Origin of the sequence: Pseudomonas sp. MM227 (genome assembly GCF_947090715.1) — a bacterium.
Lineage (GTDB): Bacteria > Pseudomonadota > Gammaproteobacteria > Pseudomonadales > Pseudomonadaceae > Aquipseudomonas > Aquipseudomonas baltica.
In genome coordinates, this window is record NZ_OX352319.1 from 1,762,219 (window position 1) to 1,781,134 (window position 18,916).

The window sequence follows — 18,916 nt, forward strand, 5'->3', positions numbered from 1 at the left end:
GCTATGGCGTGGGCACGTTCTTCAAGGGATGCGCCACGGTATTGCCCGTCGCTGCCACGTGTTCGTGGGCGTAACGCTCGAACACCTGCATGACGAAGCTGCGCGCCGCATCGGTGCCCAATGCCTTGACCAGCACGTCGACGCCGATGATCGCCAGCTCCTCGGGCGTACCGGGGCTGAAGGAGCTCTGGCCCTGAGGCCACTGGACCTTGATGTCCGCCTTGATTGATACGTTTGCCATGTTGCTCTCGCCAACGGTCACGAGCGAACGACGTTCGCTCCACGTGGCCAAGTAAAGCATTTTCGCCAGCGCTTTACACCGGCCCTTGGGCAGATGGCAGGGCGCGTGTCAAACTTTGGTCAAATCTTCGCCATGGAGGCTCATGTGCACATCGATCTCAAGCAAAACGATTCACTCACCCTGGATGCGGTCCGTGCGCTGATCGCCTCGGGCAATCCGGCCATCCACACCCAGCTGCGCGTGACCCGCGAAGGCATCGCCTTCCTCTCCACCGAGGCGGTCGGCGGCACGGATATCCAGGGCCTGTGCTTCCGTCTGGAAACCTGGGCCGCCGGATCCGGTTACGTTGGCGCTGCTGCGGCATCCGACGCTACCTGGGTGAAGCAGATCCACACGGCCCTGCAGACACACTGGCCCATGCCCCTATCCGACTACATTGACTTGTACTGATCCGCAGACACACATCCAGTGACGATTTCTCTGACACCGCGTAACGATGCGCTCGGGCAGACTAGGCCAATGTGCAACCAAATCGGCCAGAGGCGGTCGCACAACCTTACCTACCAGAAAAACCCACTGAAAAGAGGAGGCTGCATGCCTTTCCCGCGCAAGACCTTGTTGATCCTGATGGCAGCCCTGGCTGTAGCTGGCTGTTCTACATCCGGAACCTCGACCGGACAGTCTGCCGCTGCCGCCCCTGCATTCGATGGGCGCTGCAACGCCGACGGCGCACGCTACACCGTTGGCAAGCCGGTTTCCGCAGACCTGCTCGAGCAGGCGAGGGTCAAGGCAGGCGCACAGGTCGCCCGCGTCCTGCGCCCGCACGACATGGTGACCCTGGAATACCGTTCCGACCGTCTCAACCTCAACGCCGATGACAGCGGCCAGATCACCCGTGTCAACTGTGGCTGAGTAATCGTCGCACTCGACACGAATCGCAGGCGAAAAAAAACCCGTCACATGGACGGGTTTTTTTCAGTTGCCGAGATTACTCTGGGCGAACTTGAGCAGCTTGCATGCCCTTTTGGCCTTTCTCAGCCACGAACGAAACGGTCTGGCCTTCTTTCAGGCTTTTGAAACCGTCGGATTCGATAGCTTTGAAGTGTACGAACAGGTCGTCACCGCCACCTGAAGGAGTGATGAAGCCGAAGCCTTTCTCATCGTTGAACCATTTTACGGTGCCGGTCTGGCGATTAGACATGGTGAATCTCCAAGAAACATAATATTCAGTAGTGCTGTGCTGCTCAGGCCAACTGGGCACACGGGGCCTATCATAGTCCAAAACCTGGACTGTGAACCCCCTTTGATTGGCGCAAGAACCAAAGTTGTCGCAAATTGGCCTGTCCAAAACTGCTAAGCCCCTTATTTCATTGAGGTTTGCAGCTGAAAAATGTTTTAAAAAAAAACCGCATCAAGTCGCACTTGATTCGATTGACCGCAGCCGTCGACCCCCAGTAGCGCCATTGGCGTCTCTCGGGGCCGTCCTGCGATGCTGCTGAAAGCGCTACTGGTTATTGCAAACCAGCACTTCCTTCATCAGCTTCTGGCGCAGCGCCATTGGCGGTTCGACCTGCTTGTTGGTGAGCTGGTCGATCTCGGCCTTGCTGAATTTCTCCTCGATCACTTTCGCGCCACAGCTGCAGTGTGCCTGCGCCTTGGCGGCGTCCACGCCTTGCTGCACGGCTGCGGCCTGGCACTGCGCGGTATATTCGGCCTTGGCATCGGCGGACAGCGCGGCAGCCTGGGCCGCGAATGGAAGCACCAGGGCCAGGCAGGCACTCAGGGGAAGAAGTCGTTTGAGACCCATAATGAATAGCTCCTTGTTCTCAGGCGGTTTTGACTCATGTCATCTGAGGGGTGAAGAGGGCAGCAAGTTCAGCGACGGGCCCAGTTGCCGTATCGTGCATATGACGCAGCAAGTCGACGCATCTTCTGTGCTAGGATGTTCGGCCCTGCGTTCGGCGCTGCCTTGAGTAGGCGCCGAGGCGCGGGATTCACCTTTTTCGATTGCTCCAGTCACTCTGGTTCGTGCTCCGGTCGGCCGCAAGGCTCCTGCCAATGTAAGGCGGGCATACCGGGCGAATCGCGTACTGGCTCATCCCAACCCATGTGACCTTTGGTAGGGGTCACCACTAGGAGAGGAGGCGCCATGCCCACCATTACTCTTCCCGACGGCAGTCAGCGTTCGTTCGATCACCCGGTTTCCGTCGCCGAGGTCGCCGCGTCCATCGGCGCCGGTCTGGCCAAGGCCACCGTTGCCGGCAAGGTCAACGGCCAGCTGGTCGATGCCTGTGACCTGATCACCGCCGACGCCACCTTGCAGATCATCACGCCAAAGGACGAAGAGGGGCTGGAGATCATCCGTCACTCCTGCGCCCACCTCGTCGGCCATGCGGTCAAGCAGCTGTACCCCACTGCGCGCATGGTGATCGGTCCGGTCATCGAAGAAGGCTTCTACTACGACATCGCCTACGAGCGGCCTTTCACGCCAGACGACATGGCGGCGATCGAGCAGCGCATGCAGCAGCTGATCGACACCGAATACGACGTGGTCAAGAAGGTCACGCCGCGTGCCGAAGTCATCGACGTGTTCACCGCTCGCGGTGAGGACTACAAGCTGCGTCTGGTCGAAGACATGCCGGATGAGCAGGCCATGGGCCTGTACTATCACGAAGAATACGTCGACATGTGCCGTGGTCCGCACGTGCCGAACACGCGTTTCCTGAAATCCTTCAAGCTCACCAAGCTGTCGGGCGCCTACTGGCGCGGCGATGCCAAGAACGAGCAGCTGCAGCGCGTCTACGGCACCGCGTGGGCCGACAAGAAGCAGCTGGCGGCCTACGTCAAGCGCATCGAGGAAGCCGAGAAGCGCGATCACCGCAAGATCGGCAAGCGCCTGGGCCTGTTCCATCTCCAGGAAGAAGCTCCGGGCATGGTCTTCTGGCACCCCAACGGCTGGACCGTGTACCAGGTGCTCGAGCAGTACATGCGCAAGATCCAGCAGCAGAACGGCTACCTGGAAATCAAGACGCCCCAGGTGGTCGACCGCAGCCTCTGGGAGAAATCAGGGCACTGGGCCAACTACGCCGAGAACATGTTCACCACGGAGTCGGAAAACCGCGACTACGCGATCAAGCCGATGAACTGCCCGTGCCATGTGCAGGTGTTCAACCAGGGTTTGAAAAGCTACCGCGAGTTGCCGCTGCGCCTGGCCGAGTTCGGTGCCTGCCACCGCAACGAGCCTTCGGGCGCGCTGCACGGCATCATGCGCGTGCGAGGCTTCGTGCAGGACGATGCGCACATCTTCTGCACCGAAGAGCAGATGCAGTCCGAATCCGCAGCCTTCATCAAGCTGACCATGGACGTCTACGCCGACTTCGGCTTCAAGGACATCCAGCTCAAGCTGTCGACGCGCCCTGAAAAGCGTGTCGGTTCCGACGAGCTGTGGGATCGCGCCGAGTCAGCCCTGGCTGCGGCACTCGACGCGGCCGGGCTTCCCTACGACCTGCAGCCGGGCGAGGGCGCCTTCTACGGCCCCAAGATCGAATTCTCGTTGAAGGATTGTCTGGGTCGCGTTTGGCAATGCGGTACACTGCAGCTCGATTTCAACCTGCCGATCCGCCTGGGCGCCGAATACGTCACCGAAGACAACGGTCGCAAGCATCCCGTGATGCTGCACCGGGCGATCCTGGGTTCGTTCGAGCGATTCGTCGGGATCCTGATCGAGCACTACGAGGGCGCATTCCCGGCCTGGCTGGCGCCGACACAGGCAGTGGTGATGAATATCACTGATAAACAAGCCGATTTTGTACAGCTTGTCGAAAAAAATCTGACGGAAAGCGGGTTTCGTGCCAAGTCCGACTTGAGAAATGAAAAGATCGGCTTTAAAATCCGTGAGCATACTTTGCTCAAGGTTCCTTATCTCCTGGTCATCGGGGACAAGGAAGTTGAAACGCAAACTGTCGCTGTGCGTACCCGTGAAGGCGCTGACCTGGGCTCCATGCCCATCGCGCAATTTACCGAGTACCTTGCACAAGCGGTTTCCCGGCGTGGTCGCCCAGATTCGGAGTAATTATTATTAAGCGTGAAATGAGACAAGATAAACGAGCTGCACCGAAAGCCCCGATCAACGAGAATATCTCGGCACGCGAGGTTCGGTTAATTGGCGCTGACGGCGAGCAGATTGGCATCGTCTCTATCGATGAAGCGCTTCGTATCGCTGAAGAATCGAAGCTGGATCTGGTGGAAATCTCCGCTGACGCCATCCCGCCCGTATGCCGGGTGATGGACTACGGCAAATCGATCTTCGAGAAGAAGAAGCAGGTTGCCGCAGCGAAGAAGAACCAGAAACAGATTCAGGTTAAAGAAATCAAGTTTCGTCCAGGGACGGAAGAAGGGGATTACCAGGTAAAACTCCGCAACCTGGTACGTTTCCTGAGTGATGGGGACAGGGCCAAGGTATCCTTGCGATTCCGCGGCCGTGAGATGGCGCATCAGGAGCTGGGTATGGAGCTGTTGAAGCGGGTCGAAGGTGACCTGCTCGAATACGGTTCCGTCGAACAGCATCCGAAGATGGAAGGACGCCAGCTGATCATGGTCATCGCCCCCAAGAAAAAGAAGTAACCACCAGGGCACGGCAGGCCTTGCGGTTATGTTTATCAATTGAATGTGGAGTACCCGAACATGCCAAAGATGAAAACCAAAAGTGGTGCAGCTAAGCGGTTCTTGAAAACCGCTAACGGCATCAAGCACAAGCACGCTTTCAAGAGCCACATCCTGACCAAAATGTCGACCAAGCGTAAGCGTCAACTGCGCGGTAGCAGCTTGCTGCATCCGTCTGACGTGGCAAAAGTCGAGCGCATGCTGCGCCTTCGTTAATTTCGGTCAAAGATAGAGGACTAACTCATGGCTCGTGTTAAGCGTGGCGTCATTGCCCGTAAGCGTCACAAGAAAATTCTGAAACTGGCTAAAGGCTACTACGGCGCTCGTTCGCGCGTATTCCGTGTTGCCAAGCAAGCGGTAATCAAGGCAGGCCAATACGCCTACCGTGACCGTCGTCAGAAAAAACGTCAGTTCCGCGCCCTGTGGATCGCTCGTATCAACGCCGGTGCTCGTGTAAACGGTCTGTCCTACAGCCGTTTCATCGCTGGCCTGAAGAAAGCGTCCATCGAGATCGACCGTAAGGTTCTGGCTGATCTGGCAGTGAACGAAAAAGCGGCGTTTGCTGCGATTGTCGAGAAAGCTAAAGCCTCGCTGGCCTAAGTACCCCGACAATCACTCCAGCCTGCCGTCGGCGGGCTTGGGTGTTAAACGTCATGAATAGGGGAAGAGCCTTCAAGCTCTTCCCCTATTTCGTATCTGGAGTCTGTACATGGAAAACCTGGATGCGCTGGTCTCTCAAGCTTTGGAGGCCGTGCAACACGCTGAAGACATCAATGCCCTGGAGCAGATCCGGGTTCAATTCCTTGGCAAGAAAGGCGAACTGACCCAGGTGATGAAGACCTTGGGCAACATGCCTGCAGATGAGCGGCCCAAGGTGGGCGCGCTGATCAACGAAGCCAAGGAACGTGTCACAGATGTCCTCAATGCGCGCAAGACGGCATTCGAAGAAGCCGAACTGAGCGCCAAGCTCGCCGCCGAGCAGATCGACGTCACCTTGCCTGGCCGTGGCCAGACCACTGGCGGCCTGCATCCGGTTACCCGGACGCTGGAGCGTATCGAGCAGTTTTTCACCCACATAGGCTACGGCATCGCCGAAGGCCCCGAGGTGGAAGACGACTACCACAACTTCGAAGCGCTCAACATCCCAGGCCATCACCCGGCCCGTGCGATGCATGACACCTTCTATTTCAATGCCAACATGTTGCTGCGTACCCACACCTCACCGGTGCAGGCGCGGACCATGGAGTCGCAAAAGCCGCCGATTCGGGTCGTCTGCCCGGGACGGGTCTATCGCTGCGACTCGGATATCACCCACTCGCCGATGTTTCATCAGGTCGAGGGGTTGCTGATCGACCGCGACATCAATTTCGCGGACCTGAAAGGCACCATCGAGGAATTCCTGCGGGTGTTCTTCGAAAAAGAGCTGGCAGTACGCTTCCGGCCCTCGTTCTTCCCCTTCACCGAGCCTTCGGCTGAAGTCGATATCCAATGCGTGATGTGCAGCGGCAAGGGCTGCCGGGTCTGCAAGCAGACCGGCTGGCTGGAAGTGCTGGGCTGCGGCATGGTGCACCCGAACGTGCTGCGCATGTCGGGTATCGACCCCGAAGAGTTCCAGGGTTTTGCTTTCGGCATGGGCGCAGAACGTCTGGCCATGCTGCGTTACGGCGTCAACGACTTGCGCCTGTTCTTCGACAACGACTTGCGGTTCCTCGCGCAATTTCGCTAGCCGTAACGAATCTTTCAGGAGAGCAGGATGAAATTCAGTGAACAATGGCTGCGCGGCTGGGTAAGCCCGCAGGCCTCGCGAGACGAGCTGGTTGCACGTCTGTCGATGGCAGGTCTGGAAGTGGACAGTGTGACCCTGGCCGCAGGTGAGTTCAGCGGCGTGGTGGTGGGTGAAGTGCTTGCCACGGAGCAACACCCGGACGCCGACAAACTGCGTGTGTGTCAGGTCAGCGATGGCAGCGAAACCTTTCAGGTGGTTTGCGGTGCGCCAAACGTGCGCCCCGGCCTGAAGATTCCGTTCGCCAAGATCGGCGCCCAGTTGCCGGGCGATTTCAAGATCAAGAAAGCCAAGCTGCGCGGCGTCGAGTCCAACGGCATGCTCTGCTCGCAGTCCGAGCTGCAGGTCGGCGAGGGCAACGACGGCCTGATGGAGCTGCCGGCCGATGCCCCTGCGGGTGAGGATTTCCGGGTTTACCTGGGCTTGGACGATGCCAGCATCGAGGTCGACCTGACGCCCAACCGCGGCGACTGCCTGTCGCTGGCGGGCCTGGCGCGGGAAGTGGGCGCGCTGTATGCAGCCCCAGTGACCCGTCCGGTCATCGCTGCGGTAGCCCCGGTCAGCGAAGACGTGCTGCCAGTGGAGGTGTTGGCGCCTGCCGCCTGTCCGCGCTTCCTCGGCCGAGTGGTGCGCAACGTCGACCTGTCCAGGGCCACTCCGTTATGGATGGTCGAGCGTCTGCGTCGCAGCGAAGTGCGCAGCATCGATGCCGCGGTAGACATCACCAACTACGTGATGATCGAGCTGGGCCAGCCGATGCATGCCTACGACCTTGCCGAAATCGACGGCGGCATCCGCGTGCGCATGGCCGAGGAGGGCGAGAAGATCACCCTGCTCGACGGTCAGGAAGTAGCACTGCGCGGCGACACGCTGGTCATTGCCGACCACGCGCGCCTGCTGGGTATCGCTGGCGTGATGGGTGGCGAGAACAGCGGCGTGACCGCCAAGACCCGCGACGTGTTCCTCGAGGCGGCGTTTTTCGAACCGATCTCGGTGGCCGGCAAGGCCCGCTCGTACGGGCTGCATACCGATGCGTCGCACCGTTTCGAGCGCGGCGTCGATTCGAATCTGGCTCGTGAAGCCATGGAGCGTGCGACCGCACTGTTGCTGGAAATCGCCGGCGGCGAACCGGGTCCGATCGTCGAACAGGTCAGCCAGGAGCATCTTCCGCAGATTGCGCCGATCACCTTGCGAGCCGATCGGGTCAGCCAGATGCTGGGCCTGGAAATGGGCGCCAGCGAAATTGAAGGGTTGCTGACCGGCTTGGGCCTGGGTGTCACGGCCGGCGGGGAAGGGCAGTGGTCCGTGGAGGTGCCGAGCCATCGCTTCGATATCAGCCTGGAAGTCGATCTGATCGAAGAGCTGGCACGGCTCTATGGCTACAACCGCCTGCCCGTGCGCTACCCGCAAGCGCGGCTGGCGCCACAGGCCGCCCCGGAGGCACGTTCCGACTTGCCGGCCCTGCGCCGCCTGTTGGTTGCACGTGGTTACCAGGAGGCTATCACCTACAGCTTCATCGATCCCAAGCTGTTCGAACTGTTCAGCCCCGGCGTCGAGCCGCTGCTGCTGGCCAACCCGATCTCGGCCGACATGGCAGCCATGCGCTCGTCGCTGTGGCCGGGTCTGGTCAAGGCCCTGCAGCACAACCTCAATCGCCAACAGGATCGCGTGCGCCTGTTCGAGAGCGGCCTGCGTTTCGTCGGTCAGCTCGAGGGCTTGAAGCAGGAGCCCATGCTGGCGGGCGTGGTGTGCGGTAGCCGCTTGCCCGAAGGCTGGGCGCAGGGTCGCGAGACGGTGGACTTTTTCGACGTCAAGGCCGACGTGGAAGCTGTGCTCGGCTTCGCCGGTGCGCTGGATGCCTTCACCTTCGTCCCGGGCCAGCATCCCGCCTTGCATCCTGGCCAGACCGCCCGGATCGACCGCGATGGTCAGTTGGTGGGTTATCTGGGCGCATTGCACCCGGAACTGGTGAAGTCGTTGGGTCTGGACCGCGCCGTCTTCGTCTTCGAGCTGGTGCTTGCAGAAGTGTCCGAAGGTCGTCTGCCGAAATTCCAGGAGCTGTCGCGCTTCCCCGAAGTGCGCCGCGACCTGGCGCTGCTGGCGGACCGGGACGTTGCCGCCAGCGCAGTGCTCGCGGTCATTCGCGAGAATGCAGGGGAATGGCTCACGGACCTCAGGCTGTTTGACGTCTACCAGGGTAAAGGCATTGATCCTCATAGAAAAAGCCTGGCTGTTGGCTTGACCTGGCAGCATCCATCGCGCACTCTTAATGACGATGAGGTGAATGCCACGACTCAAACAATCCTCACCTCGCTCGAACAAAGGTTGAACGCCACGTTAAGGAAGTAGCGCATGGGGGCTTTGACGAAAGCTGAAATGGCGGAACGTCTTTATGAAGAGTTGGGCCTGAACAAACGAGAGGCCAAGGAATTGGTCGAGCTTTTCTTCGAAGAAATCAGGCACGCTCTTGAAGACAACGAGCAGGTCAAATTGTCCGGTTTCGGCAATTTCGACCTTCGGGACAAACGCCAGCGGCCTGGCCGCAATCCGAAAACCGGTGAAGAAATCCCGATCACGGCTCGCCGCGTGGTCACCTTTCGTCCAGGGCAGAAGTTGAAAGCCCGAGTTGAGGCCTATGCTGGAACCAAGTCATAACGACGAACTCCCGCCCATTCCCGGCAAGCGCTACTTCACCATTGGTGAAGTCAGCGACTTGTGTGCCGTCAAGCCACATGTGCTGCGGTATTGGGAGCAGGAGTTTCCTCAGCTCAACCCCGTGAAGCGTCGCGGAAACCGTCGGTATTACCAGCGCCAGGATGTGCTGATGATTCGCCAGATCCGCGCGCTGCTGTATGACCAGGGCTTCACCATCGGCGGCGCGCGTCTGCGCCTGTCCGGCGACGAGGCCAAGGATGACACTACGCAGTACAAGCAACTGATCCGCCAGACGATTTCCGAGCTCGAAGATGTGCTGAGTGTCCTCAAGAAGTGAATTTCTGGAAAAGAATACTTCCATAATTCAAATGCTTAAGGTATATTCCTCGACGTTCTCAGAGGTTCTGGAACAGCTTTACGCTCGGTCGGGGCGTAGCGCAGCCCGGTAGCGCACTTGCATGGGGTGCAAGGGGTCGAGTGTTCGAATCACTCCGTCCCGACCATTTATTCCTGAGTAAAATCAGACAAGAAAGCCACTTCTCGAAAGTGGCTTTTTTTTGTCTGCATTTTCACACGAGCCGTTATATCGAGGGCAGCCCCAACGGCAGGGCTGCTGGTTGTGCTTGATTCATATAACGCGCATGAGCTTGCGGATGTCGGTTGGTCCGGTGATCAGGAAATCAGATGCCGCCACGAACGACAGGAAGTGCGGCGAAGCCATGTGCTCGTCCAGTGCAGCTTGGCTTGCCCACCCTTCATAGAAAACGAAAACGCCTGGAAGGTCTGGGTCGATATGCAGCGCATATTGCAGGCAACCCGACTCTTCTACCGAAGCACGGACCAGTTGCGTCAATGCTTCGAGCAACTCGGCTTCCTTACCGGGTTCAGCATTCACGGTCGCGATGATGTGGATGGGCGCGACTAAGGGTTCGGGGTGGTTCATGGTTTGGCTCTCAATCGTGAACTGGGCATGGATTCAGGTGGGTTATGTATTTTAGCGTTCGATGATGACTTTGCCGATTGCTTCGCCCGACTCCAGCCGCGCATGTGCGGCGCTGGCCCCGGCAACCGAGAATTCATGACGCTCGTCGATAAGCGTTTTTACCAAGCCTCTATCGACCAGGATCGCCAGTCTTTCGAGGATATTGCCATGGTGCTTGCGGCCTTCGTTGTGGATGATCGAGATGGCCATGAAGACGAAATCGAGCCGCAATGCCTTGAAGTGCATCTCGCTCAGGTCATACGTGTCGTAACCGATGAGCGATACAACGTGGCCTTTGCGTTTGGCGGCGATGAAGGAATGTTGCAGAACATCGCCTCCCAATGTGTCGAACACCGTGTCGAAGCCGTCGCCTTGGGTGATGCGCTGGACATAGTCCTGCGTGGATTCATTACGGTAGAAAATGATGCTGTCGGCGCCAAGACCCCGTGCAATCACTGCTTTGGCTTCTGTTGAAATGGTTGTTGCAACCTGGGCACCCATGACTTTGGCGAGCTGAATGCCAATATGTCCGACGCCGCCGGTCCCGCCGTGCACCAGCACGTGGTCCCCGGGCTTTATCGACGCTCTGTCGATCAACGCTTCCCAGGCTGTTATGCCTATCAACGGCAGGCTCGCTGCATCACCGAACGACAGCGAGCGAGGTTTGATCGCAAGCATGTCGGCGTCAGCTTCCAACTGATCTGCCAGCGCACCTGGAATGCCAACGATGCCGCCGAACGCGCCGTAGACTTCGTCTCCAGGTTTGAAGCGAGTCACTCCGTCACCAACAGAGCTCACGACGCCCGCAACGTCGATATGCAGAACCGCGGGAAAGGTCAGCCCTTGAGTGCCTTCGCTACCACGACGAATCTTTGTGTCCACGGGGTTCACGCTGGTTGCGCGTACATCTATGACCACATGGCCTGGCCGCGCGAAGGGCGCTGGCACGTTGATCTCCATGAACGAATTGCAGTCACCGTGGTGACTGATGGCAATCGCTTTCACTGTAATGCCTCCACATCTTATGTTCAGTCGTAAGTGAGGCGTGTCGGCCGCTCACTCATGCACGCGAGTTCAACCATCGCCTTCCGAGGAGAGGTGCGTTTGCCTGGCTGCAGGATTAAATATTCTGGGCTTTATGCGAGCGCAGTGTTTGCAGGGTTCGGCCGACATTTTGCCTAAATCAATCGACTTATCCTGTTATTCACTGCGGTTGTCACCGGCGGCCATGGCCGTAAGGATGAGCAATTGGATTGGGCAAAAAACGGCGCTGAAAAGGCAAACCAAAACACCAAGGGCCGCAGATACTCTTGCTCATGATACTGCCGGTCAGTGAGCTCGGCAGCCCTGGGTCATCCTGGAGAGCACGCATGGCAGACCGACTGAACCTTCATCTTTCCTTCAACGGTGGACGCATCGAGCTTGATCTCGACCCCCGAACCACGTTGCTCGATGCGCTGCGTGAGCACACGCTGCTGACAGGCACCAAAAAAGGGTGTGACCAGGGGCAATGCGGTGCCTGCACCGTGCATGTCGATGGGCTGCGCGTGTTGAGTTGCCTGACGTTGGCAGCCCAGGTCGAGAGCCGCGAGGTGACCACCATTGAAGGGTTGACTCAGCCAGACGGAACGTTGCACGCCGTGCAGGCCGCCTTTGTCGAGTTCGATGCGTTCCAGTGCGGCTATTGCACGCCAGGGCAGATCATGTCAGCGGTGGCGTGCATACGCGAGGGTCACACGGGCAGCGATGAGGATATTCGCGAGTATATGAGCGGCAATCTCTGCCGCTGTGGCGCTTACCCACACATCGTTACCGCCGTGCGCACTGCGGCGGCGCGTCTGCAGGGGAGCAAGGTATGAAGGCATTCGACTACGTTCGCGCCACCGATGTGGCGCATGCTCGCCAGCAAGCAGGTCAGCCTGATACCCGGTTCCTGGCCGGCGGTACCACCTTGCTGGACCTGATGAAGTGCTCTGTGGAACGTCCGTCGCGGCTGGTTGATGTCACCCACTTGCAAGGCTTGAGTGAAATCGACGTGGCCTCCGGGCAGATCGATATCGGCGCCCTGGCGAAGATGAGCCAAGTCGCCGCCGACGTCCGTATCCAGCAGCACGCACCTGTGATCAGCGAGGCGCTCTGGCGAGCGGCGTCGCCGCAGCTGCGTAATATGGCATCGATTGGCGGCAACCTCATGCAGCGCACCCGCTGCACCTATTTCCGCGACCCCACCGCTTATCCCCAGTGCAACAAGCGGGCACCGGGCTCAGGTTGCGCGGCACTGGAAGGTATCAATCGCAACCATGCGGTGCTGGGCACCAGCCCCGACTGCATTGCTATTTATCCCGGTGATTTGGCGATCGCGCTGGTCGCGTTCGACGCCACTATTCTCATCGCTGGGGCTACGCAACGTCAGGTGCTGGCCGATGACTTCTATCGACTGCCCGGCACGCGCCCGGATATCGAGCACGATCTCGCACCGGGTGAAATGATCGTGGGGATACAGATTCCGCAATCGGCATCGCTCGAGCGGTCGCACTATCTCAAGGTACGTGACCGAGCCTCTTACGAATTTGCCGCTGCCAGCGCTGCGGTGGGTATCGAACTCGAAAAAGATGGTCGTACGCTCAAGGCTGTTCGCATCGCAATGGGCGGAGTGGGCACCAAGCCGTGGCGTGCGCGTGCGGTGGAGCAGGCGCTGGTCGGGAAGGTATTCGACGAAGACGTCATTCGCAAGGCCTCGACGCTGGCCGTCGAAGGTGCCCAGGCACGCGAACACAACGGCTTCAAAATCACGCTTGCCCCTCGGGTAGTGGCGCGAGCATTGATGACCGTCGGAGGTCTGGCATGAACGATGTTTTCAATCCCAAACTGCAGCGGCGTACGTTATTGAAAACCGCTGCCGCTGGCTCCGCAGTAGCCTACGCGGGTCTGGCATTCAACCCGTTGACCGGTGAGGCCGCGCCTTTGGTTGCAAAGGACCTCAATGGCTCCGTCGGCGAGCGAGCGGTGCGCCAGGATGGCGGGCTGAAAGTCAGCGGTCAGGCGCGTTACGCGATAGAACACGCAATCGAGGGGATGCTCTACGGTGTTGCCGTGCAGTCAACAATACCCGCTGGCCGCATCACAGCCATTGATACGCAAGCCGCCAGTAATGCGCCGGGCGTGGTTGCCATCTACACGCATCTGAATCCGCTGGCGATCAACCCGGCAACGCCGTTCATCAAAGGTGGCGCTGCCACCGAAAACTTCACGCCCTTGCAGGATGACGTCGTGCGCTGGAACGGCCAGCACATCGCGTTGGTAGTCGCGCAGACTTTCGAGCAGGCCACCGAAGCGGCCAATCTGGTGAAAGTCAGTTACGCCGCGACCCCGGCCATCATCGATCCCGATGACAGCCGCGCTAAAGCACAACCTATCGACGATCTCCAGGCGAGATGGGGCGATGCACCGGCGGCCCTGGCCTCGGCGGCGGTCAGGGTCGAGGGTGTCTATACCACGCCGCGTGAATACAACGTCCCCATGGAGCCCCATGCGTGTATTGCCCACTGGCAGAACGAGAAGCTGACTGTGTACGAATCCAGCCAATGGGTGGGTGGCGCGCGCAACGTGATCGCCCAGTGGATGGGACTGGAGATGGGCAGCGTGCGAGTCGTCTCGCCCTTCGTCGGCGGCGGTTTCGGCTGCAAGGTCGCTCCCCATCCCCATGTCGCCATGGCGTGCTCGGCCGCCAGGTTGCTCGGCCGGCCACTGAAGGTTGCACTGACTCGGGCGCAGACGTTCACCAGCTACGGCGGGCGCCCGCGCACTGGGCAGCGACTAGCGCTGGGGGCAACTCGAGAAGGTATGTTGTTGTCGGTCGTGCATGACGGCTGGAATGAGACGGCCATCGATGACACTCATCTGGAGCCTTCCACCTCGGTGACCGCGTTGATGTATGCAACGCCCAACATGCTCGCCCGCCACAGCATTATCCCGGTCAACACCGTTAATCCTGGCTGGATGCGCGCTCCGGGCGAGAACATCAGTACCTATGCGCTTGAAACCGCCATGGATGAGCTGGCGGTCAAGCTCGATCTGGATCCCATTGAGCTCCGGCTCCGCAACTGGGCAGCGCAGGACCCAAAGGCTAATATTCCCTGGACCAGCCGACGGCTGCGCGAAGCCTACGCCGCAGGGGCCAACGCATTCGGTTGGAGTGAGCGCAATCCCAAGCCTCGCTCGATGCGCCAAGGCCGTGAACTGATTGGTTGGGGTATGGCGGCAGGCACCTATCCAGTATGGCGGACGCCTGGAGAAGCCAAGATCGTCATCCATCGAGACGGGCGTATCGAAGTGCTCAGCGCGGGCACCGATCTGGGCACGGGCACCTACACCATCCTCGCACAGACCGCTGCCGAGGTACTCGACGTGCCTACACGCTCGGTCAAGGTCAGCCTGGGTGATACCGACTTGCCACGTGCGCCGATCGCGGGGGGCTCGCAACTTGCCAATAACCTCACCGGTGCTGTCTACGCAGCGGCGAAACTGGCCCGCAGCGAGCTGATCAGGGTAGCGACCAGGGATCCGAAATCGCCGCTGCATGGCATGGTCGCCGCGAACCTGGTTTTCAAGAATGGGCGTATCAAACCTTCACAGAGACCGGGGGAGGGCATCAGCTTCGGCGATTTGCTGGCAGCGTTGGGCAAGGAGCGCTTCGAAATTTCCGCTGATACATTCAAGGCGGGTGCCACGGAGGCAGACCGCCACGCGGCAGCCCATGGCTTCAGCCAGATGCAGTTGCCCACTACCGGGGGGGTATCGGCGCACAGCTGGGGCGCACACTTCGTTGAGGTGCGGGTCGACGAGGACTTCGGCACGATCAGGGTCAAGCGCATGGTGGCGGCGTTCGACAGCGGGCGAGTCTATAACCCCAAACTCGCGGAAAGCCAATGGATGGGCGGCATGATCATGGGTATTGGCCAGGCGCTTTTCGAGGAGGGCCATATCGATCGCCGTGACGGTCGTGTCGTCAATGCCAGTTTTGCCGATTACGTTGTACCGGTAAACGCTGACGTGCCTGAGATCATCACCATCGATGTCGGCTTGCCCGACCTGCAAGCCAGCGCACTGGGCGGCAAAGCGGTCGGCGAGCTCGGGATTGTGGGGGTGGCCGCAGCCATTGGTAATTCGGTTTATCACGCGACGGGAAAACGCATACGCGATCTACCGTTCACCCTGGACAAGCTGTTGGCCTGACGTTCGCCCGAGGCCGAGTTGTAACCAGTAGGCATTGCCTTGGAACAGGCAACTTTATGACTGGAAACGGCAAATCCAAACGCATGTGCCCCGACATAATTCTTCCTTTTTCTCACCCTGCGATGCGGCTGCCGAGCCCATCAAGAGGGGGAAGAGGGGAGGGTTAACGTGGCGACAGATAAGGTGCATTTTGCGTGCAATGGCTGCGGTGCCTGCTGCAAGCAAAGATTGATCCCCCTGACGCTGGAGGAGGCTCGACAGTGGCTTGAGCGTGGCGGCCACGTGGCGGTCATGCTCGAAGCGTTTGCGGCTGAAGAACATCCAGTGAATCCGGCTCAGTACGCTCACAATGTTGTTCGTGGTGCGCAGGTTGATTGCGGTTCGAGCACGGTATACGTGATCGCCATTTTCGCTGGTAACGCGCTGACACAGTGCCCGAATCTGAAGCCAGATAATCTTTGCGGTATCTACGAACAGCGACCTTTGGTTTGCCGGATCTATCCTGCGGAAATTTCTCCGTTCATCAAGATGAATCCTGCGGACAAGATCTGCCCCCCAGAGGTGTGGGGGATCGGTGAGCTTATTCATTCCGATGGCGGTCCGACGGGTGTTCTGCCAAGGCTGATCGAGCAATCTCGGACGGCAGATCGGCACGATGCTGACGTCAAGATTGCTATTTGTGAATTCATGGGCATGATCACGGCGGCTTGGAAAGACAATGCCTTGGCGATCTATCTGCCTGATCGCGAACAGTTGCTGACCGCGATGCGCGAAGCCGCCGCTGACGCCGCATTACCTGGCGCGAGTAAATGGACCCTGCGAGTCGATGATCCTTCACTGCGTCGGGTAATTGCCGACCAAGGCTTTGCTTTTGATTCCGGCGGCGACAGGGGCTTCATTTTCTATCCGCTTTAATTACGTTGATCGCTGAATCAGGCAGCAGGATAGACCGAAATATTCAGTAATACATGGCTACATGGGTTTTCCGTTAGCTCCAAATCGTCAGATCATGCAAGTAGTCGCTCTGATCAGGCACTTCTGGGTTAGGGGAGATCTGCATACTGGTCTCACTCCCATCTGCGTCAGTGGCCCCCCTATGAGCTCCCTGAGTGATTTGGCTGCATCGGCTCCATTCGTGCAATCAGTAGACTTTATCGTTCCGTCGGACTGTTTGTCGGGGCTGGTTGGCGCGCTCGCTGAGCGCATAGAGCTTCATAGCCGCGCTTATCCAGGTTTTCTGGCGGGGTGTCTGCATTTCAGCGGTCAAGCGGGGCACCAGGTCGGGGAGGTGCAGATGCAGCTCAAGTGGAACTCCACTGCTGACGCCCAGTTGGCGCTGCAGTCGCCACGTGCAAATGAGCCGGATCTATTTCAGATCGCGCTCAAGCACCGCACCAGGAGCATCGTCTTCAGAACGTATCAGCTGGCAGCAGAGGTGAGGTTTCCGGCCACGCGCTAACGCACCACCGCTCGCGCGATGCCCATGTCGGTATCCGGAGCTCGCAAGCGTCCATCATGTTTAGTTAACAGGAGTTTGATCATGAACAAGTCGCTAGCCAAAACAAGCGTCGCAGTCGTTTTTCTGGCTGTGCTTGGATGTGCACCCAATGCGTTTGCGGCGGAGCCCGTCACGCGCTTGCAGCAGGCGGCCGGTCAACCTGCGCCGGGTGTTCAGCATCCGGCCTGGAAGGCGGACGAGTTGCAACGGATCATCAAGGCAGACGACCTCAAGGTATCACCGTTTCGGGAGGATGGCGTAACGTACGGGACCCCCACCTGGATCTGGTGCGTAGAAGTCGACGGCAAACTCTATGTGCGTGCCTATTCCGGAACATCATCGTCTTGGTACAACGCGGCGGTGAGGGAAAAAGCAGGGCGCATCATTGCCGTAGGCATGACGCGTGAGGTGACGTTTGCCCCAGAGCAAGGCTCTGTCAATCAGAGAATCGATGAGGCCTACTCGCAGAAATACAGTAGCAGCCCTTATCTGCAAGGCATCATCGGTGAGCAGGCACGGAGCGCAACCGTGGTGATTACGCCCAAGGCACAATGAAATGGCGTCCGGTTCATTGCCGCCGTTGAACAAAAAAGCCCTGATACCCGCGGTATCAGGGCTTTTCGTTGGCATTCAGGCCGACCAGTTCTGCAGCCAGAAAGCATAGGGCGTGGGCAGCACCGCTTCGGGCTTGTCTATCCCCAGTTCCTGAGCGGCGTGGAACACCCAGTGGGGATTGGCCAATAGCGTACGGGCAAAGAACACCAAGTCCAGTTTGTCCTCACGGACGAAAGCGTCGGCCTCTTTCGGGTCTGTAATCATCCAGCTCGTCGCAACCGGCAGCCCTGTTTCCAGTCGCACGCGTTCAGCGAACGGGACCATGAAGTTAGGGCCCCAAGGTACTGGGTCATTGGCGCTGGTGAGGGCCAGGCCTACGTCGACCAGGTCCAGCCCGGCTTCTTTTGCCCACTTCAATAGCTGCAGGGATTCGGAGAAAGACCGGTTGGTGTTTTCGCCGAACTCGGTCACGCCCAGGCGCATGGTCAGTGGCAGATGCTCCGGCCATACTTCCCGCACTGCCTCCAGGGTCTCCAGAAGGAACCGGGCACGGTTTTCCAATGAACCGCCGTATTGATCTTCGCGGACGTTAGATTGTGGCGACAAAAATGTTTGCCCGAGAAATCCGTGCGCGAAATGAAGCTCAAGCCACTCGAAGCCAGCTTGTAGAGCACGGCTGGCGGCGTCAACGAAGTCCTGTTGGGTTATCAGAATTTGCTCTGCGGTCATTTCGACCGGCACATAGTCCGATCCAGGCACATAGGGCAAAGGGCTTGGGCCAACAGGTGTCCAGGCGCGTGGGTCGGACCGTTCCAGAGGCGCACCGCCTTCCCATGGCGGCGTGCAGCCTGCTTTGCGACCAGCATGCCCGATCTGTATGCCAGGGACGCTGCCGGCGGCCTTGATGGACGCGGCCACGGCTGCGAAACCTGCCACGTGCTCGCTGCTCCACAAACCCGCATCGCCCGGCGTGATTCGACCTTCGGGGGCGACGGCGGTGGCTTCGACGATTACCAGCCCGGCACCCCCGCGTGCCAGCATGGTGTAGTGGGCTTGGTGCCATTCATTGAGTATTCCATCCTGCGCCTGGTACTGGCACATGGGCGAGGCGACGATACGGTTACGCAGCGTGATGCCTTTGACGGCGAGAGGATCAAAAAGAGAGGCCATGACTGAGGCTCCAGAAAAGTGGTAGCCCACGTTAAAAGCAAACGTGGAACCAGGGTTGCCCTATCCATGGTCATGATTGCCTAAAATGATTTTTTACCGCCTCAGGGATGCTCTGCGCGTGCTGTTCCCTTCAAG

At 59.1% G+C, this 18,916-nt stretch carries 22 protein-coding genes and 1 tRNA gene; 17 read left to right on the plus strand and 6 right to left on the minus strand.

Translation table 11 applies throughout. From position 1 onward, the window contains the following. Position 1 precedes the first annotated feature (1 nt). Positions 2–241: a hypothetical protein gene (locus ONG87_RS08045; RefSeq protein WP_122479686.1), complete on the minus strand. Its 240-nt coding sequence runs from the start codon at positions 239–241 to the stop codon at positions 2–4. Between the two features lie 144 nt (positions 242–385). On the opposite strand from ONG87_RS08045, the gene ONG87_RS08050 reads away from it, so the two are divergent. Together ONG87_RS08050 and ONG87_RS08055 are read left to right on the plus strand one after the other, a co-directional pair. After that, positions 386–691, plus strand: a complete 306-nt coding sequence (locus tag ONG87_RS08050; protein WP_264382592.1) for a hypothetical protein — start codon at positions 386–388, stop codon at positions 689–691. 144 nt (positions 692–835) lie between these two features. Next, positions 836–1,153 carry an I78 family peptidase inhibitor gene (locus ONG87_RS08055; RefSeq protein ID WP_264382593.1) on the plus strand — a complete coding sequence of 106 codons (318 nt, stop codon included), beginning with the start codon at positions 836–838 and terminating at the stop codon, positions 1,151–1,153. Between the two features lie 76 nt (positions 1,154–1,229). Here the strand turns inward: ONG87_RS08055 and ONG87_RS08060 are convergent, their stop codons facing one another. Together ONG87_RS08060 and ONG87_RS08065 are read right to left on the minus strand one after the other, a co-directional pair. Beyond that, positions 1,230–1,442, minus strand: coding sequence for a cold-shock protein (locus ONG87_RS08060; RefSeq protein ID WP_122478726.1), 213 nt, complete (start codon positions 1,440–1,442; stop codon positions 1,230–1,232). A gap of 303 nt (positions 1,443–1,745) precedes the next feature. Further along, positions 1,746–2,048 (minus strand): hypothetical protein, encoded by a 303-nt coding sequence (locus tag ONG87_RS08065; RefSeq protein ID WP_122478725.1) that lies wholly within the window; start codon positions 2,046–2,048, stop codon positions 1,746–1,748. Between the two features lie 342 nt (positions 2,049–2,390). On the opposite strand from ONG87_RS08065, the gene thrS reads away from it, so the two are divergent. The 9 genes from thrS (at position 2,391) to ONG87_RS08110 (ending at position 9,844) form a co-directional block, all read left to right on the plus strand. Beyond that, entirely contained in the window at positions 2,391–4,313 is a 1,923-nt protein-coding gene (thrS, locus tag ONG87_RS08070) for a threonine--tRNA ligase (protein WP_122478723.1), read from the plus strand. Continuing rightward, complete coding sequence (infC, locus tag ONG87_RS08075; RefSeq protein ID WP_172979313.1) at positions 4,313–4,864, plus strand: translation initiation factor IF-3; 552 nt, start codon at positions 4,313–4,315, stop codon at positions 4,862–4,864. The genes thrS and infC overlap by 1 nt, the downstream gene beginning before the upstream one ends. A 60-nt stretch (positions 4,865–4,924) precedes the next feature. Continuing rightward, the gene (rpmI, locus tag ONG87_RS08080) at positions 4,925–5,119 is read left to right on the plus strand and encodes a 50S ribosomal protein L35 (protein ID WP_002553160.1); all 195 of its coding nucleotides are present in this window, start codon (positions 4,925–4,927) and stop codon (positions 5,117–5,119) included. A 27-nt stretch (positions 5,120–5,146) separates the two neighbouring features. After that, complete coding sequence (rplT, locus tag ONG87_RS08085) at positions 5,147–5,503, plus strand: 50S ribosomal protein L20 (protein WP_043188388.1); 357 nt, start codon at positions 5,147–5,149, stop codon at positions 5,501–5,503. Between the two features lie 109 nt (positions 5,504–5,612). Beyond that, the gene (gene pheS / locus ONG87_RS08090; RefSeq protein WP_192057378.1) at positions 5,613–6,629 is read left to right on the plus strand and encodes a phenylalanine--tRNA ligase subunit alpha; all 1,017 of its coding nucleotides are present in this window, start codon (positions 5,613–5,615) and stop codon (positions 6,627–6,629) included. Between the two features lie 27 nt (positions 6,630–6,656). After that, complete coding sequence (gene pheT / locus ONG87_RS08095) at positions 6,657–9,035, plus strand: phenylalanine--tRNA ligase subunit beta (protein ID WP_264382594.1); 2,379 nt, start codon at positions 6,657–6,659, stop codon at positions 9,033–9,035. Positions 9,036–9,038: 3 nt separating this feature from the next. After that, on the plus strand, positions 9,039–9,341 hold the full coding sequence (gene ihfA, locus ONG87_RS08100) for an integration host factor subunit alpha (RefSeq protein ID WP_002553164.1): 303 nt from the start codon (positions 9,039–9,041) through the stop codon (positions 9,339–9,341). Then, positions 9,322–9,678: a MerR family transcriptional regulator gene (locus ONG87_RS08105; protein WP_043188397.1), complete on the plus strand. Its 357-nt coding sequence runs from the start codon at positions 9,322–9,324 to the stop codon at positions 9,676–9,678. Before ihfA ends, ONG87_RS08105 begins: the two co-directional genes overlap by 20 nt. An 89-nt stretch (positions 9,679–9,767) precedes the next feature. Then, a tRNA-Pro gene (locus ONG87_RS08110) sits at positions 9,768–9,844 on the plus strand. Between the two features lie 125 nt (positions 9,845–9,969). On the opposite strand, the gene ONG87_RS08115 is transcribed toward ONG87_RS08110, so the two are convergent. Together ONG87_RS08115 and ONG87_RS08120 are read right to left on the minus strand one after the other, a co-directional pair. After that, positions 9,970–10,284: a putative quinol monooxygenase gene (locus ONG87_RS08115; protein ID WP_264382595.1), complete on the minus strand. Its 315-nt coding sequence runs from the start codon at positions 10,282–10,284 to the stop codon at positions 9,970–9,972. Positions 10,285–10,335: 51 nt separating this feature from the next. Continuing rightward, positions 10,336–11,328, minus strand: coding sequence for a zinc-binding dehydrogenase (locus ONG87_RS08120; protein WP_264382596.1), 993 nt, complete (start codon positions 11,326–11,328; stop codon positions 10,336–10,338). Positions 11,329–11,693: 365 nt separating this feature from the next. On the opposite strand from ONG87_RS08120, the gene ONG87_RS08125 reads away from it, so the two are divergent. From ONG87_RS08125 to ONG87_RS08150, 6 genes are all read left to right on the plus strand, one after another. Further along, on the plus strand, positions 11,694–12,182 hold the full coding sequence (locus ONG87_RS08125) for a (2Fe-2S)-binding protein (protein WP_122478715.1): 489 nt from the start codon (positions 11,694–11,696) through the stop codon (positions 12,180–12,182). Further along, positions 12,179–13,171 (plus strand): xanthine dehydrogenase family protein subunit M, encoded by a 993-nt coding sequence (locus ONG87_RS08130; RefSeq protein ID WP_264382597.1) that lies wholly within the window; start codon positions 12,179–12,181, stop codon positions 13,169–13,171. Before ONG87_RS08125 ends, ONG87_RS08130 begins: the two co-directional genes overlap by 4 nt. After that, complete coding sequence (locus ONG87_RS08135; protein WP_264382598.1) at positions 13,168–15,558, plus strand: xanthine dehydrogenase family protein molybdopterin-binding subunit; 2,391 nt, start codon at positions 13,168–13,170, stop codon at positions 15,556–15,558. The genes ONG87_RS08130 and ONG87_RS08135 overlap by 4 nt, the downstream gene beginning before the upstream one ends. A gap of 168 nt (positions 15,559–15,726) precedes the next feature. Continuing rightward, positions 15,727–16,473 (plus strand): YkgJ family cysteine cluster protein, encoded by a 747-nt coding sequence (locus ONG87_RS08140; RefSeq protein ID WP_264382599.1) that lies wholly within the window; start codon positions 15,727–15,729, stop codon positions 16,471–16,473. A gap of 181 nt (positions 16,474–16,654) precedes the next feature. Further along, on the plus strand, positions 16,655–17,017 hold the full coding sequence (locus ONG87_RS08145; RefSeq protein WP_264382600.1) for a hypothetical protein: 363 nt from the start codon (positions 16,655–16,657) through the stop codon (positions 17,015–17,017). Positions 17,018–17,098: 81 nt separating this feature from the next. Continuing rightward, the gene (locus tag ONG87_RS08150; RefSeq protein WP_264382601.1) at positions 17,099–17,611 is read left to right on the plus strand and encodes a DUF2255 family protein; all 513 of its coding nucleotides are present in this window, start codon (positions 17,099–17,101) and stop codon (positions 17,609–17,611) included. Between the two features lie 75 nt (positions 17,612–17,686). Here ONG87_RS08150 and ONG87_RS08155 read toward each other — a convergent pair whose 3' ends face one another. Then, positions 17,687–18,781 (minus strand): NADH:flavin oxidoreductase/NADH oxidase, encoded by a 1,095-nt coding sequence (locus ONG87_RS08155; RefSeq protein ID WP_122478707.1) that lies wholly within the window; start codon positions 18,779–18,781, stop codon positions 17,687–17,689. Positions 18,782–18,916 lie beyond the last annotated feature (135 nt).

Excerpts from the sequence above, each read along its gene's own strand:
- ONG87_RS08135 (WP_264382598.1), top strand. The coding sequence starts at position 13,168 with ATGAACGATGTTTTCAATCCCAAACTGCAGCGGCGTACGTTATTGAAA.
- ONG87_RS08105 (WP_043188397.1), top strand. The coding sequence starts at position 9,322 with ATGCTGGAACCAAGTCATAACGACGAACTCCCGCCCATTCCCGGCAAG.
- ONG87_RS08125 (WP_122478715.1), top strand. The coding sequence starts at position 11,694 with ATGGCAGACCGACTGAACCTTCATCTTTCCTTCAACGGTGGACGCATC.
- ONG87_RS08045 (WP_122479686.1), bottom strand. The coding sequence starts at position 241 with ATGGCAAACGTATCAATCAAGGCGGACATCAAGGTCCAGTGGCCTCAG.
- pheS (WP_192057378.1), top strand. The coding sequence starts at position 5,613 with ATGGAAAACCTGGATGCGCTGGTCTCTCAAGCTTTGGAGGCCGTGCAA.
- rplT (WP_043188388.1), top strand. The coding sequence starts at position 5,147 with ATGGCTCGTGTTAAGCGTGGCGTCATTGCCCGTAAGCGTCACAAGAAA.
- ONG87_RS08155 (WP_122478707.1), bottom strand. The coding sequence starts at position 18,781 with ATGGCCTCTCTTTTTGATCCTCTCGCCGTCAAAGGCATCACGCTGCGT.
- ONG87_RS08150 (WP_264382601.1), top strand. The coding sequence starts at position 17,099 with ATGAACAAGTCGCTAGCCAAAACAAGCGTCGCAGTCGTTTTTCTGGCT.
- ONG87_RS08060 (WP_122478726.1), bottom strand. The coding sequence starts at position 1,442 with ATGTCTAATCGCCAGACCGGCACCGTAAAATGGTTCAACGATGAGAAA.
- thrS (WP_122478723.1), top strand. The coding sequence starts at position 2,391 with ATGCCCACCATTACTCTTCCCGACGGCAGTCAGCGTTCGTTCGATCAC.
- ONG87_RS08055 (WP_264382593.1), top strand. The coding sequence starts at position 836 with ATGCCTTTCCCGCGCAAGACCTTGTTGATCCTGATGGCAGCCCTGGCT.
- ihfA (WP_002553164.1), top strand. The coding sequence starts at position 9,039 with ATGGGGGCTTTGACGAAAGCTGAAATGGCGGAACGTCTTTATGAAGAG.
- ONG87_RS08115 (WP_264382595.1), bottom strand. The coding sequence starts at position 10,284 with ATGAACCACCCCGAACCCTTAGTCGCGCCCATCCACATCATCGCGACC.
- ONG87_RS08145 (WP_264382600.1), top strand. The coding sequence starts at position 16,655 with ATGAGCTCCCTGAGTGATTTGGCTGCATCGGCTCCATTCGTGCAATCA.
- ONG87_RS08130 (WP_264382597.1), top strand. The coding sequence starts at position 12,179 with ATGAAGGCATTCGACTACGTTCGCGCCACCGATGTGGCGCATGCTCGC.
- pheT (WP_264382594.1), top strand. The coding sequence starts at position 6,657 with ATGAAATTCAGTGAACAATGGCTGCGCGGCTGGGTAAGCCCGCAGGCC.
- rpmI (WP_002553160.1), top strand. The coding sequence starts at position 4,925 with ATGCCAAAGATGAAAACCAAAAGTGGTGCAGCTAAGCGGTTCTTGAAA.
- ONG87_RS08065 (WP_122478725.1), bottom strand. The coding sequence starts at position 2,048 with ATGGGTCTCAAACGACTTCTTCCCCTGAGTGCCTGCCTGGCCCTGGTG.